At 74.5% G+C, this 14,626-nt stretch carries 14 protein-coding genes; 11 read left to right on the top strand and 3 right to left on the bottom strand.

All coding sequences use genetic code 11. The annotated features are described in order from the left end of the window. Positions 1-110: 110 nt before the first annotated feature. From ACZ4WH_RS27585 to rfbB, 7 genes are all read left to right on the top strand, one after another. The gene (locus ACZ4WH_RS27585; protein ID WP_014676677.1) at positions 111-314 is read left to right on the top strand and encodes an MbtH family protein; all 204 of its coding nucleotides are present in this window, start codon (positions 111-113) and stop codon (positions 312-314) included. A gap of 137 nt (positions 315-451) precedes the next feature. Beyond that, a complete protein-coding gene (locus ACZ4WH_RS27580; RefSeq protein WP_468185330.1) occupies positions 452-1,039 on the top strand; it encodes a GNAT family N-acetyltransferase in 588 nt (195 codons plus the stop codon). Positions 1,040-1,203: 164 nt separating this feature from the next. After that, positions 1,204-3,651, top strand: a complete 2,448-nt coding sequence (locus ACZ4WH_RS27575; RefSeq protein WP_468185328.1) for a SpoIIE family protein phosphatase — start codon at positions 1,204-1,206, stop codon at positions 3,649-3,651. A gap of 81 nt (positions 3,652-3,732) precedes the next feature. Further along, positions 3,733-4,005: a hypothetical protein gene (locus tag ACZ4WH_RS27570; RefSeq protein WP_468185325.1), complete on the top strand. Its 273-nt coding sequence runs from the start codon at positions 3,733-3,735 to the stop codon at positions 4,003-4,005. 164 nt (positions 4,006-4,169) lie between these two features. Then, entirely contained in the window at positions 4,170-4,538 is a 369-nt protein-coding gene (locus tag ACZ4WH_RS27565; protein WP_468185322.1) for a DUF6479 family protein, read from the top strand. A gap of 128 nt (positions 4,539-4,666) precedes the next feature. Continuing rightward, positions 4,667-4,852, top strand: coding sequence for a hypothetical protein (locus ACZ4WH_RS27560; RefSeq protein WP_468185319.1), 186 nt, complete (start codon positions 4,667-4,669; stop codon positions 4,850-4,852). An 86-nt stretch (positions 4,853-4,938) separates the two neighbouring features. Continuing rightward, positions 4,939-5,910 carry a dTDP-glucose 4,6-dehydratase gene (rfbB, locus tag ACZ4WH_RS27555; RefSeq protein WP_468185317.1) on the top strand — a complete coding sequence of 324 codons (972 nt, stop codon included), beginning with the start codon at positions 4,939-4,941 and terminating at the stop codon, positions 5,908-5,910. A gap of 52 nt (positions 5,911-5,962) precedes the next feature. Here the strand turns inward: rfbB and ACZ4WH_RS27550 are convergent, their stop codons facing one another. Genes ACZ4WH_RS27550 through ACZ4WH_RS27540 form a run of 3 tightly spaced genes read right to left on the bottom strand, consistent with a single transcriptional unit; the run spans position 5,963 to position 8,374 of the window. Beyond that, the gene (locus ACZ4WH_RS27550) at positions 5,963-6,547 is read right to left on the bottom strand and encodes an isochorismatase family protein (RefSeq protein ID WP_468185314.1); all 585 of its coding nucleotides are present in this window, start codon (positions 6,545-6,547) and stop codon (positions 5,963-5,965) included. A gap of 7 nt (positions 6,548-6,554) precedes the next feature. Then, positions 6,555-7,940 (bottom strand): MFS transporter, encoded by a 1,386-nt coding sequence (locus ACZ4WH_RS27545; protein ID WP_468185311.1) that lies wholly within the window; start codon positions 7,938-7,940, stop codon positions 6,555-6,557. Then, entirely contained in the window at positions 7,937-8,374 is a 438-nt protein-coding gene (locus ACZ4WH_RS27540) for a MarR family winged helix-turn-helix transcriptional regulator (RefSeq protein WP_365784166.1), read from the bottom strand. The genes ACZ4WH_RS27545 and ACZ4WH_RS27540 overlap by 4 nt, the downstream gene beginning before the upstream one ends. 145 nt (positions 8,375-8,519) lie before the next feature. Between ACZ4WH_RS27540 and ACZ4WH_RS27535 the strand changes: the two genes are divergently transcribed. Genes ACZ4WH_RS27535 through ACZ4WH_RS27520 form a run of 4 tightly spaced genes read left to right on the top strand, consistent with a single transcriptional unit; the run spans position 8,520 to position 14,218 of the window. Then, the gene (locus ACZ4WH_RS27535; protein ID WP_468185308.1) at positions 8,520-11,555 is read left to right on the top strand and encodes an FAD-binding and (Fe-S)-binding domain-containing protein; all 3,036 of its coding nucleotides are present in this window, start codon (positions 8,520-8,522) and stop codon (positions 11,553-11,555) included. Positions 11,556-11,557: 2 nt separating this feature from the next. Further along, positions 11,558-12,667, top strand: a complete 1,110-nt coding sequence (locus ACZ4WH_RS27530; RefSeq protein ID WP_468185306.1) for an enolase C-terminal domain-like protein — start codon at positions 11,558-11,560, stop codon at positions 12,665-12,667. A gap of 30 nt (positions 12,668-12,697) precedes the next feature. Then, the gene (locus ACZ4WH_RS27525; RefSeq protein ID WP_468185303.1) at positions 12,698-13,708 is read left to right on the top strand and encodes an SDR family oxidoreductase; all 1,011 of its coding nucleotides are present in this window, start codon (positions 12,698-12,700) and stop codon (positions 13,706-13,708) included. 9 nt (positions 13,709-13,717) lie between these two features. Beyond that, positions 13,718-14,218 (top strand): metallophosphoesterase family protein, encoded by a 501-nt coding sequence (locus tag ACZ4WH_RS27520; RefSeq protein WP_468185300.1) that lies wholly within the window; start codon positions 13,718-13,720, stop codon positions 14,216-14,218. The last annotated feature ends 408 nt before the right edge of the window (positions 14,219-14,626 follow it).

The raw sequence follows: 14,626 nt of genomic DNA, 5'->3' as shown, positions 1-14,626 counted from the left end.
GCGAGCCTCCGCGCCGGCGCACCACCCGGCACGGGCCGCGCGCCCCTCGCGCCCCGACCGCCCACCGCTTCGCCCCAGCTCACCCGAACCGAACCCCCGAGGAGGCCGACATGGACGAGAACACCCGCTACCAGGTGCTGCGCAACGACGAGGAGCAGTACTCCCTCTGGCCCGTCGACATCGAGGTGCCCGCCGGCTGGCAGCCCGTCGGCAAGGAGGGCACCGAGGCCGAGTGCTCCGCCTACGTCGACGAGGTCTGGACCGACATGCGGCCCAAGAGCCTGCGCGAGCGCATGGAGAACGCCGGCGCCTGACGCCGGCGCGTCCACCACGACCGTCACGCCGGGCCGGCCCAGTACGGCCGGCCCGGCGTCTCCCCCCACTCCTCCGCCCCCACGCGTCGCCGGTCGCCCGGCACCCGCCGCACCGCATCACTCCCGAGGAGTCCGCCATGACGTCCGTCATGACCCCCGTCCTGCGCACCGAACGCCTGGAGTTCCTCCCCTACCGGCCCGAGCACGAGGACGCCTTCGTCGCCCTGCTGGGCGACGAGGAGGTGTGCCGCTGGATGGGCCAGGAACGCGTGCCCGAACCGCAGATCCGCGAGCTGTTCCGCGCCATCCTCACCGACGTCTACCCCCAGCGCCGCTTCGACGTGTGGGGCCTGTGGTTCGAGGGCGGCTACGTCGGCCACGCCGAGGTGAAGCCGACCGGCAACGTTGACGGCCATGAACTCGTCACCGCGCTCGCCCCCGGCTACTGGGGGCGCGGACTGGGCCGCGAGGCGGTACGCGGCCTCCTCCGGCACGCCGCCGACGACCTCGGACTCTCCGAGGCGTACGGCATGGTCGGCGCCGACAACGCCGCCAGCCTGACGATGTGCCGCCGCCTGGGCTTCCGCCACGTCCGGGACGTCGTGGCGGACGACGGTTCGGTCACCCAGCTGCTGGTCGTCTCCACCAGGGAGCCGACAGAGCCGGGGCAGACGGCGAGCGGCGAGGGGCCGGGCGCGACGGCGGCCGTCGAGGATCCCGTGTGAGTCTCGGGTCCGCCTGCCGCGGCCGACGCCGGCTCCGGCAGACCTGGTCGTCATCGCCGCCCTCGTCAGCGGCCGTCCTCGGCCAGGGCATCCGGACGATGTCCGCCCAGTGCGCCGTCACAGGGGCTGCGCGGGCGGCTCATACGCGCTGTAATGGCGACGTGGTGAGTGAGGGCGCTGCGATCAGCGGGACGAGAACGGCGCCGGAGCGTGCCGAAGCCGCCCTCGCGTCGCTGATGGCGTCGCCGCCGACCCCCGACCGGCTGCGCCGGGTCCTCGAACAGGCGCTCGTGTTCGCCGGTGCGTCGTTCGCCGGGGTGTACACGCCCGGCGACGACGCCACGCAGCTCTGCCTCGCCGAGTCGGCCGGCCTGCCCCGCACGCTGTACGGCCTCCGGGACTGCTACCCGGTCGCCGGCGCCTCCCCGGTCGCGGAGGCGCACCGCACCGGACGGCCGCGCTGGCTCGGCCCCGCCGAACTGGCCGCCGGCCCGGACTCCCGCCGTACCCCGTCCCCGGACTTCTCCGTGGCCGTCCTGCCGCTCGGCCCGGCGGACGGCGGCTGCCTGCTGGCCGTCGGTGAGCACCCCGGCGGCTTCGGCACCGACGACAGGGCCAGCCTGGAGCTGATCGCCCGCGCCGTCGCCGTACCCGCCCCGGCCGCCGCCGGTGACACCGGTGAGCTGCCCGAGGACGCCTTCAGCCTGGCCATGGACACCGGCCGGGTGGAGGTCGGCGAGGCGATCCTGCGGCTGTTCGGGATCGACCGGGAGACATTCGACGGCCGCGTGGAGACCCTGCTCGGCCGCGCGGTGCCCGAGGATCTGCCCGCGCTGATGTCGGTGGTCGAGGCCGACCACATGTCCATCGGCGACCGTGAGCTGGAGTTCCGCATCCTTCAGCCCGCCGGCCCGCCCAAGTGGCTGCGGCTGCGCGGCCGGCTGCTGCCCGGCGGCAAGGGCCGCTCCGCCCGGCTGGTCGGCACCGTCGCCGACGCCTCCACGCTGCGCTCCGACGTCACCGACGTCGCCCGCGTGCAGCGCCTGGCCGCCGCCCTCGCCACCGCCGGCACCGTCAGGGACGTCGGCCAGGCCGTCGTGGCCGCCCTGCGCAAGCCGTTGCGGGCCGACCGGATCGCCCTGGCCGAACTGGAGAACGACCGGCTGGTCGTCACCGTCCTCGACCCGCCGGAACCCGAGGCCTGGCCCGAGGTGTGGCGCAGCGAGTGGCGCACCGAATGGCCCGACGCGCCGGTGCGCGCCATGCCCACCCTGGCTGCCGCCCTGCGCGAGGGCCGCGCCAAGATCTGGCCCTCCGGCTCGGCGCTGGAGCCCGCCCTCGCCGAGGTCGGCCCGGGCGGCCTCGCCGTGCTGCCGCTGCCCGCGGGCAGCCGCATGGCGGGCGCCTGCCTGGTCGGCTGGGACCGCCCGCACGACTTCGCGCCCGACGAACGTGCCCTGCTCACCGCCTGCGCCGGCCTGACCGGCCAGGCCCTGCTGCGCGCCCACGCCTTCGACGCCGAGCACGAACTCGTCGGCATGCTCCAGCGCACCCTGCTGCCCCGCCGGCTGCCCCGGCTGCCCGGCGCGGTCGCCGTCGCCCGCTACCTGCCCACCACGGCCGGTCTGGAGGTCGGCGGCGACTGGTACGACGTGATCCCGCTGGCCGACAACCACGTCGCCCTGGTCATCGGCGACGTCCAGGGCCACAACGCGGGCGCCGCCACCCTGATGGGCCAGATGCGCACCGCGCTGCGCGCCTACGCCGTCGAGGGCCACTCCCCGGACGTGGTCGTCGCCCACGCCAACCGGCTGCTCCTGGACATGGAGACGGACCTGTTCGCGACCTGCGCCTACGTCGACGTCGACGTGGAGCAGGGCACCGCCTGGTGCGTACGCGCCGGGCATGTCCAACCCGTGCTGCGGCACCCGGACGGCACCGCCGAGATCGTGCTGGCCGAGGGCGGCCCCCCGCTCGGCGTCCTCTCCCAGGCCGAGTTCCCGATGACCCCGCTCCGGCTCCGGCCCGGCACCGTGGTCGCGCTGACCACCGACGGCCTGGTGGAGTCCCCCTCCGTCGACCTCGACGCCGGCATGGACCGCCTGGCCCGCGAACTGTCCGCCGCCGACCCCGCCCACCTGGGCCTGGTCGCCGACGCCCTGCTCTCCGGCGCCCACCGCGGCGACGACGTGGCGCTGCTGCTGATGCGCTACGACGGCCTGGCCGTACGGCCGCTGCGGGAGAGCTGGACGGTTTGGCGGGTACCGGAGGCGGTCCGGCACGCCCGCCGCTTCACCCGGCGCACCCTGCGCGCCTGGGGCCTGTCCCGGGACACGATCGACGTGGCCCTGCTGGTCGTCTCCGAACTCGTCACCAACGCCCTGGTGCACACCGGCGGCCAGGTCCGGCTCGACCTCAGCCTGGTCAACCACCGGCTGCGGCTCGCCGTCGCCGACTCCTCCCCGCGCAGCCCCGTCAAGCCGACCAGCATCGGCTGGGAGGCCACCGGCGGCCGGGGCATCCTGCTGGTGGAGGCGGTGTCGGAGGCCTGGGGCACGGTCCCGGTCAGCGGTGGCAAACAGGTCTGGGCGGACCTCGTACCCGACCGCTGACCCGCCACTCGGGTGCGCGTGCCGGCGTCCCCGGCAGGTCGTCGCGGGCCCGCGCCCCGGAGCTGCCTAGGGTCGGTTGGCGTGTCGCACACCTTCGAAGAACTGGTCGCGAAGCAGCGCGCGGCCGCCGCCGCCCACGCCCAGGTGCAGGAACTGCGGGTCGCCTACGGCCCGCCGGCCGAGCGGCGGATGACCGGCGCCCAGTCGGGCACCTACGAGACCGCCCTGCGCGCCTGGCGGGACCTGGCCCGCGATGTGCAGGCGGCGGTGAGCGAGTACGCCCGGCAGACCGGCCGGCCACGGGCCGAGGTCGAGGCGGAGGTGGAACGCGCGGCGGCGGAGGAGACGGACTGACCCAGGGACTGACCCAGGTGCCGCCCCGCGGACTGATCCAGGGACTGATCCACGGACTGACCCACGGCCGGACCTGGGCGGGCCGGACCGGGCCGCCGGGCCGCCGGCCTGCCGGTTCGGGCCGGCGCGCGCATCCGTCGCGCCGCGCCGGGTACTCGGCGGCCATGAACACTGCCATGTACGAAGCGGCCACGGGCGCCCAGGTCTTCGGCTACGCCCTCATCCTGGTCGCCGGAGTGGCCTGCGTCGTCGGACTGATCTGGGCCTTCCGGCTGGGGTTCAAGGTGCGCGAGCGGGAACCGGCACCGCCGCGCCCGGACGAACACCCGAGGACTCCGCCGTCGGGCCCGGTCCACGAGACCCGCGAGGTCCGCGAGCCCGACGAGGTGCCCCGGGCCGCCGACGAGAGCGAGCGCCTCACCCCCCACCAACTCGGCAACGTCGGCACCAAGCGCGCCGACGACCAGCGCCGCCCCCGCTGGTCGCCCGGGTCCAGCGGGTCCTTCGGCGGTGGTGGCGGCGGCCGTACCTGAGCCCGGCGCGGGGCACCGCCGCGTTTGCGGGCCGCTCGGTCCGGGGACCCGGTCAGGCACACATCGCACCCCGGGCCCGGGCGGGCCCGGCGAACGGCGCCCCGCGGCGAGCGGGACGCAGAAGGAAGATGAACGACGTGACCGCGCATGCCAGCGAGAAACCGGCCGTAGCCCACGTGGAGACGGGCTGGGCCCAGGCCCACCGTCGGCGGAACCGGGGAGTACGCACCTGCGTACCCGCCGTCCTGGACCGCACCTCCGCGCAGCGGCAGGGCCCGGACCCCGAGGACAACATCGTGCGCGGCGAGGACTGAACGCCCCCGGACGTCCCCGCCGCTAAGGTGGGGCGAATGAACGCTCCGGGACTCCCCGGTGGCCGCGGCCAGGTGCGGCTCCGGTCATGAACCTGCTCGTCACCGGCGCCGCCGGGTTCATCGGCTCCCACTACGTCCGCGGGCTCCTGGCCGACGACGCGCCGGACGCGCCCCGCGTCACCGTGCTGGACAAGCTCACCTATGCCGGCACGCTCACCCACCTCCCCCTCGGCCATCCCCGGCTGGACTTCGTGCACGGGGACGTCTGCGACGCCGGCCTGGTCGACAAGCTGATGGCGGACGCCGACCAGGTGGTGCACTTCGCCGCCGAGTCGCACGTCGACCGGTCGATCGAGGGTGCGGGGGAGTTCGTCCGCACCAACGTGCTCGGCACGCAGACCCTGCTGGACGCGGCGCTCCGGCACGGCACCGGGCCGTTCGTGCACGTCTCCACCGACGAGGTCTACGGCTCCATCGAGACCGGTTCCTGGCCCGAGACCCATCCGCTCGCGCCCAGCTCCCCGTACGCCGCGTCGAAGGCCTCCGCCGACCTCATCGCCCTCGCCCACCACCGCACCCACGGCATGGACGTCCGGATCACCCGCTGCTCCAACAACTACGGCCCGCGCCAGTTCCCCGAGAAGGTGATCCCGCTCTTCGTCACCAACCTCCTCGACGGCCTGCCCGTCCCGCTGTACGGCGACGGGCGTCACGTCCGTGACTGGCTGCACGTCGACGACCACTGCCACGGCATCGACCTGGTCCGCACCCGGGGCCGCCCCGGCGAGGTCTACAACCTCGGCGGCGGCACCGAGCTGACCAACAAGGAGCTGACCGGCCTGCTGCTGGAGGCGTGCGGCGCGGGCTGGGAGCACGTCGTGCACGTCGCCGACCGCAAGGGCCACGACCTGCGCTACTCGGTCGACTGGAGCAAGGCCCGCGACGAACTCGGCTACCGGCCGCGCCGCGACTTCACCGCGGGCCTCGCCCGGACGGTCGCCTGGTACCGCACCCACCGGACCTGGTGGGAACCGCTCAAGCGGCACACCGCCCGCTGAGCCGGCAGATGGCCGTGGCCCCCACCCCCTCCCTCGTCGGCGCGGGCGGTGGTCAGGCGTGGGTCTTCGTCAGCAGCTCCAGGATCTCGGCGGTCGTGCCGGTCTCGCCGAGGCGCGGGAAGACGCGCTCGACGCTGTTCGCGTGCGCCTCGCCGTCGGCGTCGGCCATGGCGTCGGTGGCGAGGGTGACGTGGTAGCCGTGCGCGTAGGCGTCGCGGGCGGTGGACTCGACGCCGATGCTGGTGGCGATGCCGGTCAGCACGATCTGCGTGACGCCCCGCCGGCGCAGCTGGACGTCCAGGTCGGTGCCGTGGAAGGCGCTCCAGTTGTGCTTGGTGACGCGGATGTCCCCGGGGTGTCCGGACAGGTCGTCGACGACGACGTCCCAGCCCTCCGGGAAGGACAGCCCGCGCGGCTGGCGCTCGGTGCGGCCCGGGACGGCGTCCGCACCGTCCGGCGCGAAGGACACCCGGACCAGGACGACGGGCAGCCCGTGGGAGCGGAAGGCGTCGGCGAGCGCGGCCGTGCGGGAGACGACCTCGGCGCCCGGGTACGGCTGCGTCGGCATGGCCACGATGCCGTTCTGGAGGTCGATCGCGACGAGGGCGGTACGGGGGTCGAGCGTGGTGAGCGACATGAGTCGGTCAGGCCTTTCGGGGGGTGAGCCGGCCGAGGGACCGGTCGGGCAGGGTCGTCGCCAGCAGCAGTGCGGAGCCGGCGAGCATGAACAGGGCCAGGCTGTGCAGCCCGGCCGTGTCGGCGCGGTGCGGGTAGAACGCCGCGGTGGCGGCGGACGCGCCCAGCGCGCCGAGGTACATGAAGGTCCGCAGCAGCCCGGCGGCGGAGGCGATCCGCTCCGGCTCGGCCTGCCGGTACAGCGCGTTCTGCGTGGCCAGGCCGATCAGCCCCTGGGGGACGCCGAGCAGCACACCGACCCCGAGCAGCAGCCAGAACGGGCTGCGGTCGCCGATCAGGAGCAGCACCGCGCAGCCCGCGAGCTGGAGGACGGAACCGGTGATCAGCTTGGCCCGCACCGCCTCGCGGCGCCCGGTCAGCGCGGAGGCGGTGAGCGCCGCCGCCGACAGCGGCAGCAGCGCGAGCCCGGCGGTGGAGGCACCGAGCCCGCGGCCCTGCTCCAGCCACTGCGTGTAGCCGTACATGAAGGCGTAGGCGGTGGTGTAGCCGAGCAGCTGGCGCAGGTAGGTGGCGAGCAGCGGGCCGTTGCCGCCGAGGACGCGCAGGTCGATGAACGGGTCCGGCACCCGCAGCTCGCGCAGCGCGAAGCCGGCGGCGGCCGCGGCGGACAGCACCGGCAGGTACCAGCGGCCGGCCCGAGGCTCCGTCAGGCACAGCATCAGCGCGACCAGCAGCGCGGCGAACAGTGCCATGCCGGGTACGTCCAGGCCGCGCCGCCGGGTCTCGGAGCGGGGCAGCCGCAGCGCGCCGAGCACCAGACAGGCCGCCGAGAGCGGCACGTTGACGGTGAACACGGCCCGCCAGCCGCCCAGTTGGATCAGCAGGCCGCCGAGCGCGGGCCCGACGACGGCCACCGTCTGGCTGGCGACGGCGAGCGCGGCCAGCACGCCCGCCGGGCTGTCCTGCCCGGTGCGTTCGGCCTCGGCGCGGGTCAGCCGCATGGCCGCCGGGTACGCCGCCGACGTGCCGAGGCCCAGCAGCACCCGGGCCGCGATCAGCGCGCCGAGCGAGGGGGCGAGCGCGCCGAGCAGTCCGGCGACGCCGACCAGGGCCGTACCGGTGAGGTAGAGCCTGCGCGGGCCGTACATGTCCACCAGACGGCCGATGACGGGCTGGCCGACGGCGGTGGCCAGGTAGAGCGCCGAGACCAGCCACACCGTCTCGGCCGGCGGGGCGCCGAACGCGACGCCGATCGGCACGAGCGCCACGGCGATCATCGAGGAGTTGACGGGGTTCAGGACCGAGCCGAGGACCATCGGCGGGACGAGCCGGCGGTCGAATCCGGCGGGGGAGGGACGGGCGGTCCCGGCGCGCGCGGTGAGCCTCGGTGTCACGGCCGGGACAGCCGTTCCATCAGCTCCAGCGCCGCGAGGACGGTCTGCCGCTCTTCCTCGGTGTAGCGGTCCTGGAAGGCGCGGGCCAGCCACTCCTCGCGCACCTGCCTGTTCCCCTCGATGCGGGCCCGGCCGCCGTCGGTCAGGGTGACCAGCTGGCGGCGGCCGTCGTCGGGGTCGGGGGCGCGGCGGATCAGCCCGTGCTGCTCCAGGGCGGCCAGCGTGGTGGCCATGGACTGCGGGCGTACCCCCTCGGCGGCGGCGAGCGCGCTGGCCGTGGCCGCTCCGTGCTTGCCGACCAGGGTGAGCGCCGACTCCTGCGAGGGGCTGAGGTCGGCGTCCTGCGCGACCTCGCGGATGCGGCGCCGCAGCCTGCTGAACACCACGCGCAGATCGCGCGCGGCGCGGGCGGCGGAGTCGGAGATGTCAGCCATGCCGCCAGGCTAGGACCGGCAGTCGAGACTGTCCAGTTGGAACTGTTCAGTTTTGACTGTCTGTTTGCCGGGGTACTCGCCGGACCTCGGACAGCGCGGCAGCCCCGAAGGTCGATGCCCGCACGGAGCGAATCGAGGAGCGCAGATGACCCCTCCGGACAGGTCCGGCCTGGAGGCGGCCCTGAGCGCCGAGGTGGACGGCGAAGTCCGCTTCGACGCGGGCAGCCGAGGCGCCTACGCCACGGACGGTTCGAACTACCGCCAGGTCCCGTTGGGAGTCGTCGTGCCCCGCACCGTCGAGGCGGGCGCCCGGGCGGTGTCGGTGTGCGCACGCTTCGGCGCCCCCGTCCTCTCCCGGGGCGGTGGCACCAGCCTGGCCGGACAGTCCACCAACACCGCCGTGGTGATCGACTGGAGCAAGTACTGCACCGGTGTGCTCTCCGTCGACCCGGAACGGCGCACCTGTGTGGTGGAGCCCGGCATCGTCCTGGACCAGCTCAACCGGCACCTCGCCCGCCACAAGCTCCAGTTCGGGCCCAAGCCGTCCACCCACAGCCACTGCGCGCTCGGCGGCATGATCGGCAACAACTCCTGCGGCGCCTCCGCCCAGGCCTACGGCAAGACCGTCGACAACGTCCGGCGCCTGGAGATCCTCACCTACGACGGGCAGCGCGCCTGGGTCGGCCCCACCCCGCCCGACGAGCGCGCCCGGATCATCTCCGGCGGCGGCCGGCTCGCCGAGATCTACGCCGGCCTCGACCGCATCGCCACCGAGTACCTGGCCGACATCCGCCGCGGCTACCCCGAGATCCCCCGCCGCGTCTCCGGCTACAACCTGGACTCCCTGCTGCCCGAGAACGGCTTCGACGTCGCCAAGGCCCTCGTCGGCAGCGAGGGCACCCTGGTGACCGTCCTGCGCGCCGAACTCGACCTCGTGCCCGTGCCGCCGTACCAGTCCCTGCTCGTCCTCGGCTACGACGACATCTGCGCCGCCGCCGACGACGTCCCCCACCTGCTGGAGCACTGCTCGCCCAGCCAACTGGAGGCCCTGGACGGGCGCATGGCCCAGCTGATGCGCGAGGAGGGCGCCTACCTGGACTCCCTCGACGTCCTGCCCGAGGGCGACAGCTGGCTGATGGTGCAGTACAGCGGCGACAGCCAGGAGGACGTCGACGAACAGGCGCACGCGCTGCTGCGCGCCGTCGGCCGCGGCGAGAAGGAGGCGAACGTCGCCTTCTCCGACAACCCCGAACGCGAGCAGAAGATGCTCAAGGCCCGCGAGGCCGGACTCGGCGTGACCGCCCGCCCACCCGACGACCGGGAGACCTGGGAGGGCTGGGAGGACTCCGCCGTACCGCCCGAGCGGCTCGGCGACTACCTGCGCGACCTGAAGGACCTGTTCGCCGAGTTCGACTACGACCACCCGTCCCTGTACGGGCACTTCGGCCAGGGCTGCGTGCACACCCGCATCCCCTTCGGGCTGCGGACCGCCCAGGGCGTGGCCGACTTCCGGCGGTTCGTGGAGCGGGCCGCCGACCTCGTCGCCTCCTACGGCGGCTCCCTCTCCGGCGAGCACGGGGACGGCCAGTCCCGGGGCGAGCTGCTCACCCGGATGTTCGGGGAACGGCTCGTCACCGCGTTCGGCGAACTGAAGGCCCTCTTCGACCCCCGCAACCGGATGAACCCCGGCAAGGTCGTCCACCCCAACCCCGTCGACGGACAGCTGCGGCTCGGCCCCTCCTGGCGTCCCGTCACCCCGGCGACCCACTTCGGCTATCCCGAGGACGACCACTCCTTCAACCGCGCCGTGATGCGCTGCGTCGGCATCGGCAACTGCCGCGCCCACTCCGGCGGCGTCATGTGCCCCTCCTACCGGGCCACCATGGAGGAGGAACACTCCACCCGCGGCCGGGCCCGGCTGCTGTTCGAGATGCTCGACGGGCACGCCGACTCCGCCGTCAAGGACGGCTGGCGCTCCACCGCCGTACGCGACGCCCTCGACCTCTGCCTGGCCTGCAAGGGCTGCAAGTCCGACTGCCCGACCGGCGTCGACATGGCCACCCTCAAAGCGGAGTTCATGTCCCACCACTACGAGGGACGGCTGCGCCCCATGGCCCACTACTCCATGGGCTGGCTGCCGGTCTGGGCCCGGCTGTCCCGGGCCGCCCCGTCCCTGGTCAACTCCGCGCTGCACGCGCCCGGCCTCGCAAGCCTGGGCAAACGGCTCGCCGGGATCGACGCGGCCCGCCCGGCACCGGTGTTCGCCGGGCAGTCCTTCCTCCAGTGGTGGCGGGCGCGCGACCGGGAGGAGCCCGACCCGGCCGACCCGCGCACCGTCGTGCTGTGGCCCGACACCTTCAGCACCTACTTCCACCCCTCCATCGCGATCTCGGCCGTACGGCTCCTGGAGGACGCCGGCTTCCGGATCGCCGTCCCCTCCCGGCCGGTGTGCTGCGGCCTCACCTGGATCTCCACCGGCCAACTGCCCACCGCGAAGCGGGTGCTGCGCCACACCCTCGACGTGTTGCGCCCCTATCTGGAGGCCGGCACCCCGGTGATCGGCCTGGAGCCCTCCTGCACGGCCGTCTTCCGCGCCGACGCCCCGGAGCTGATGCCCGGCGACCAGGACGTGGAGCGGCTCGCCGCCCAGACGCGCACCTTCGCCGAACAGCTCGTCCACCACGCCCCCGACGGCTGGCGGCCCCCGCGGCTCGCCCGGCAGGCCACCGTGCAGACCCACTGCCACCAGCACGCCATCATGAAGTTCGACGCCGACCGCGAACTGATGCGCCGCGCCCACCTCGACGCCGAGGTGCTCGACGAGGGCTGCTGCGGCCTGGCCGGCAACTTCGGCTTCGAGCGCGGCCACCACGAGGTGTCCATGGCCGTCGCGGAACAGGGCGTCCTGCCCGCCGTGCGCGGGGCCGCCCCGGACAGCCTGGTCCTCGCCGACGGCTTCAGCTGCCGCACCCAGATCGAGCAGGGCACCACCGGCCGCCGCGCGCTGCACCTCGCCGAGGTCCTCGCGCTCGCCCTCGACGGCAACCTGCCCAGCGACCATCCGGAGCGGCTCGCCGACCGCCCCGCCCAGCCGTCCCGTACGGCCCGCTGGGCGACGGCCGCCTCCGTGACCGCCCTCGCCCTGGGCGCCGCGGGCGGACTGCGGCAGCTGAGGAGGTGACCATGAGCGACCTGCCGGCCGTCGAGGCCGTGGACACCGCCGTCTACACCGTGCCCACCGACACGCCCGAGGCCGACGGCACCCTCGCCTGGGACAGGACCACCCTGGTCCTGGTCACCGCCCGCGCCGGCACCACCACCGGGCTCGGCTACACCTACGCGCCCGCCGCCACCGGCCACGTCGTCCGCGAACTGCTCGCCGGCACCGTCACCGGCCTGTCCGCGTACGACGTGCCGCGCGCCAACGAGCGCATGTGCCGAGCCGTCCGCAACGCCGGACTGCCCGGCGTGGCCGCCCAGGCCGTCGCCGCCGTCGACATCGCCCTGTGGGACCTGAAGGCACGCCTGCTCGGCCTGCCCCTCGTCCACCTGCTGGGCGCCGCCCGCGACGACGTGCCCGTCTACGGCAGCGGCGGCTTCACCACCTACGACACCGCCCGGCAGGAGCGCCAGCTGCGCGGCTGGACCGAGGAACAGGGCATCCCCCGCGTCAAGATCAAGATCGGCGAGTCATGGGGCGCCCGGGAGGAGCGCGACCTGGAACGCGTCGCCCGCGCGCGGGCCGTCATCGGCGACACCGCCGAGCTGTACGTCGACGCCAACGGCGGCTACCGCGGCGGCCAGGCCGTACGCCTCGCGGGCCCTCTCGCCGACCACGGCGTCACCTGGTTCGAGGAACCCGTCTCCTCCGACCACCTCACCGCGCTCGCCGACATCCGCGGGCGCGTCCCGATCGACGTCGCCGCCGGCGAATACGGCTACGCCCTGCCGTACTTCCAGCACATGCTGGACGCCGGAGCCGTCGACTGCCTCCAGGCCGACGTCACCCGGTGCGGCGGCATCACCGTCTGGCTGCGCGCCGCCGCGCTCGCCCACGCGCGCGGGCTCGACGTCTCCGGGCACTGCGCGCCCCACGCCCACGCCCACGCGGCCGCGGCCGTGCCCAACCTGCGCCATCTGGAGTGGTTCCACGACCACGTCCGCATCGAACGGCTCCTGTTCGACGGCGTCCTCGACCCGGGCGGCGGCAGCGTCACACCGGGCGCCGACGGGGCACCCGGCCTCGGCCTGACCCTCGTGGAGGAGCGGGCGGCGCCCTACCGGGTGGAGTGACACACACCGCGTACGCAGGAGGAGACGAACATGCCCCCCACCGTCGTCATCACCGGCGCCAGCGCCGGCATCGGCCGCGCCACCGCCCGCCTGTACGCCCGGCGCGGCGCCGACGTCGTCCTGGTCGCGCGCGGCGAGGGCGGCCTGGAGGCGGCGGCCGACGAGGTCGCGGCGCTCGGCGGACGGCCCCTGGTACGGCCCGCCGACGTCGCCGACCCGGCCCAGACGGAAGCCGTCGCCGAGGCCGCGGAGAAGGAGTTCGGCCCCATCGACGTCTGGATCAACTGCGCCTTCGCCAGCGTGTTCGCGCCGTTCGAGGAGATCACCCCCGAGGAGTACCGGCGGATCACGGAGGTGACCTACCTCGGCTTCGTCAACGGCACCCGCTCCGCGCTGAAGCGCATGCTCCCCCGCGACCGGGGCACGATCGTGCAGGTCGGCTCAGCGCTCGGGGAACGCTCCATCCCCCTCCAGTCGGCGTACTGCGGAGCCAAGCACGCCATCAACGGCTTCACCTCCTCCCTGCGCACCGAACTGCTGCACCGGGGCAGCGGCGTCCGTGTCACCGTCGCCCAGCTGCCGGCCGTCAACACCCCCCAGTTCGAATGGGTCCGCTCCCGCCTCGCCAAGCACCCCATGCCGGTCCCGCCGATCTACCAGCCCGAGGTGGCCGCGCGGGGCGTGCTGTACGCCGCCGACCATCCGGGCCGCAAGCAGTACTACATCGGCGCGTCCACCGTCGCCACCATCTGGGCCAACCGGCTGGCCCCGGCGCTGCTCGACCGCTACCTGGCCCGCACCGGCTACGACTCCCAGCAGACCGACCGCATCCCGCCCGCCGGCCTGGACAACCTCTTCGAACCGGTCGACCGCGGGCCCGCCGACGACCAGGGCGCCCACGGCTCCTTCGACGACACCGCCCACGCCCGCTCCTGGCAGGAGACCCTGGTCCGGCACCCCGCCGCGACCGCCCTCGGCGCGGGCGCCGCGCTGCTGGGCACCGTACGCGGCATCCGCCGCCTGACCTCCTCCTCCGCATAGGCTGACGAGGTGCGCCTCCTGCTCATGTCCGACACGCATCTGCCCAAGCGCGCCAAGGCGCTCCCGGAGCAGCTGCTCGCCGAACTCCCGCGCGCGGACGTCGTGTTCCACGCCGGGGACTGGGTCGACACCGCCACCCTCGACCTGCTGGAGAGCCGCAGCCGCCGGCTGATCGGCGTGTACGGCAACAACGACGGCCCCGAGTTGCGCGCCCGGCTCCCCGAGGTGGCCCGCGCCGAACTCGGCGGCCTGCGCTTCGGGGTCGTCCACGAGACCGGCCCCGCCCAGGGCCGCGAGGCCCGCTGCGCCGCCCGCTTCCCCGACCTGGACGTCCTGGTCTTCGGGCACAGCCACATCCCCTGGGACACCACCGCCCCCGGCGGCCTGCGCCTGCTCAACCCCGGCTCCCCGACGGACCGCCGCCGCCAGCCCCACTGCACGTACCTCACGGCGACGGTCGCCACCGGAACCCTCACGGAGGTGACCCTGCACCGGCTGCCGCGGCGGTAGCCGCCGGGGGCGGAGGCGCCGGGCGCGGAGAGGCCGGTGGTCTCCGGCTGTACGGAGGCGCCGGTGATCTTCCGGTGGGGAACGGGCGCCGGTGACCTCCGGTGGCGAAGGGGCGCTGATGAATTCCCGCTGTGGCGGACACGCCGGTGGCCTCCCGCTGGGGCAGGGGCGCTGATAAATCCCCGGTGTGGCGGACGCCCGGTGATCCCCTCTGCGGCGGACGCGCCGACGGCCCCCCGGCTGCGACAGGACACGCGGGTGATCTCCCGGTGGGGCGGGGGCGTTGATGGATTCCCGCCGTGGCGGACGCCCGGGTGATCCCCTCTGTGGCGGACGCGGCCGGTGATTCCTCGCTGTGGCGGACGCGCCGGTGATTCCTCGCTGTGGCGGATGCGCCGACGAACTCCC

This window comes from Streptomyces sp. NPDC029138, from assembly GCF_055564375.1.
This window is presented reverse-complemented; position numbering and strand designations above follow the sequence as displayed.

Coding starts and splice junctions, on each gene's coding strand:
- ACZ4WH_RS27585 (WP_014676677.1), top strand. CDS start 111: ATGGACGAGAACACCCGCTACCAGGTGCTGCGCAACGACGAGGAGCAG.
- ACZ4WH_RS27580 (WP_468185330.1), top strand. CDS start 452: ATGACGTCCGTCATGACCCCCGTCCTGCGCACCGAACGCCTGGAGTTC.
- ACZ4WH_RS27565 (WP_468185322.1), top strand. CDS start 4,170: ATGAACACTGCCATGTACGAAGCGGCCACGGGCGCCCAGGTCTTCGGC.
- ACZ4WH_RS27560 (WP_468185319.1), top strand. CDS start 4,667: ATGAACGACGTGACCGCGCATGCCAGCGAGAAACCGGCCGTAGCCCAC.
- rfbB (WP_468185317.1), top strand. CDS start 4,939: ATGAACCTGCTCGTCACCGGCGCCGCCGGGTTCATCGGCTCCCACTAC.
- ACZ4WH_RS27550 (WP_468185314.1), bottom strand. CDS start 6,547: ATGTCGCTCACCACGCTCGACCCCCGTACCGCCCTCGTCGCGATCGAC.
- ACZ4WH_RS27540 (WP_365784166.1), bottom strand. CDS start 8,374: ATGGCTGACATCTCCGACTCCGCCGCCCGCGCCGCGCGCGATCTGCGC.
- ACZ4WH_RS27535 (WP_468185308.1), top strand. CDS start 8,520: ATGACCCCTCCGGACAGGTCCGGCCTGGAGGCGGCCCTGAGCGCCGAG.
- ACZ4WH_RS27530 (WP_468185306.1), top strand. CDS start 11,558: ATGAGCGACCTGCCGGCCGTCGAGGCCGTGGACACCGCCGTCTACACC.
- ACZ4WH_RS27525 (WP_468185303.1), top strand. CDS start 12,698: ATGCCCCCCACCGTCGTCATCACCGGCGCCAGCGCCGGCATCGGCCGC.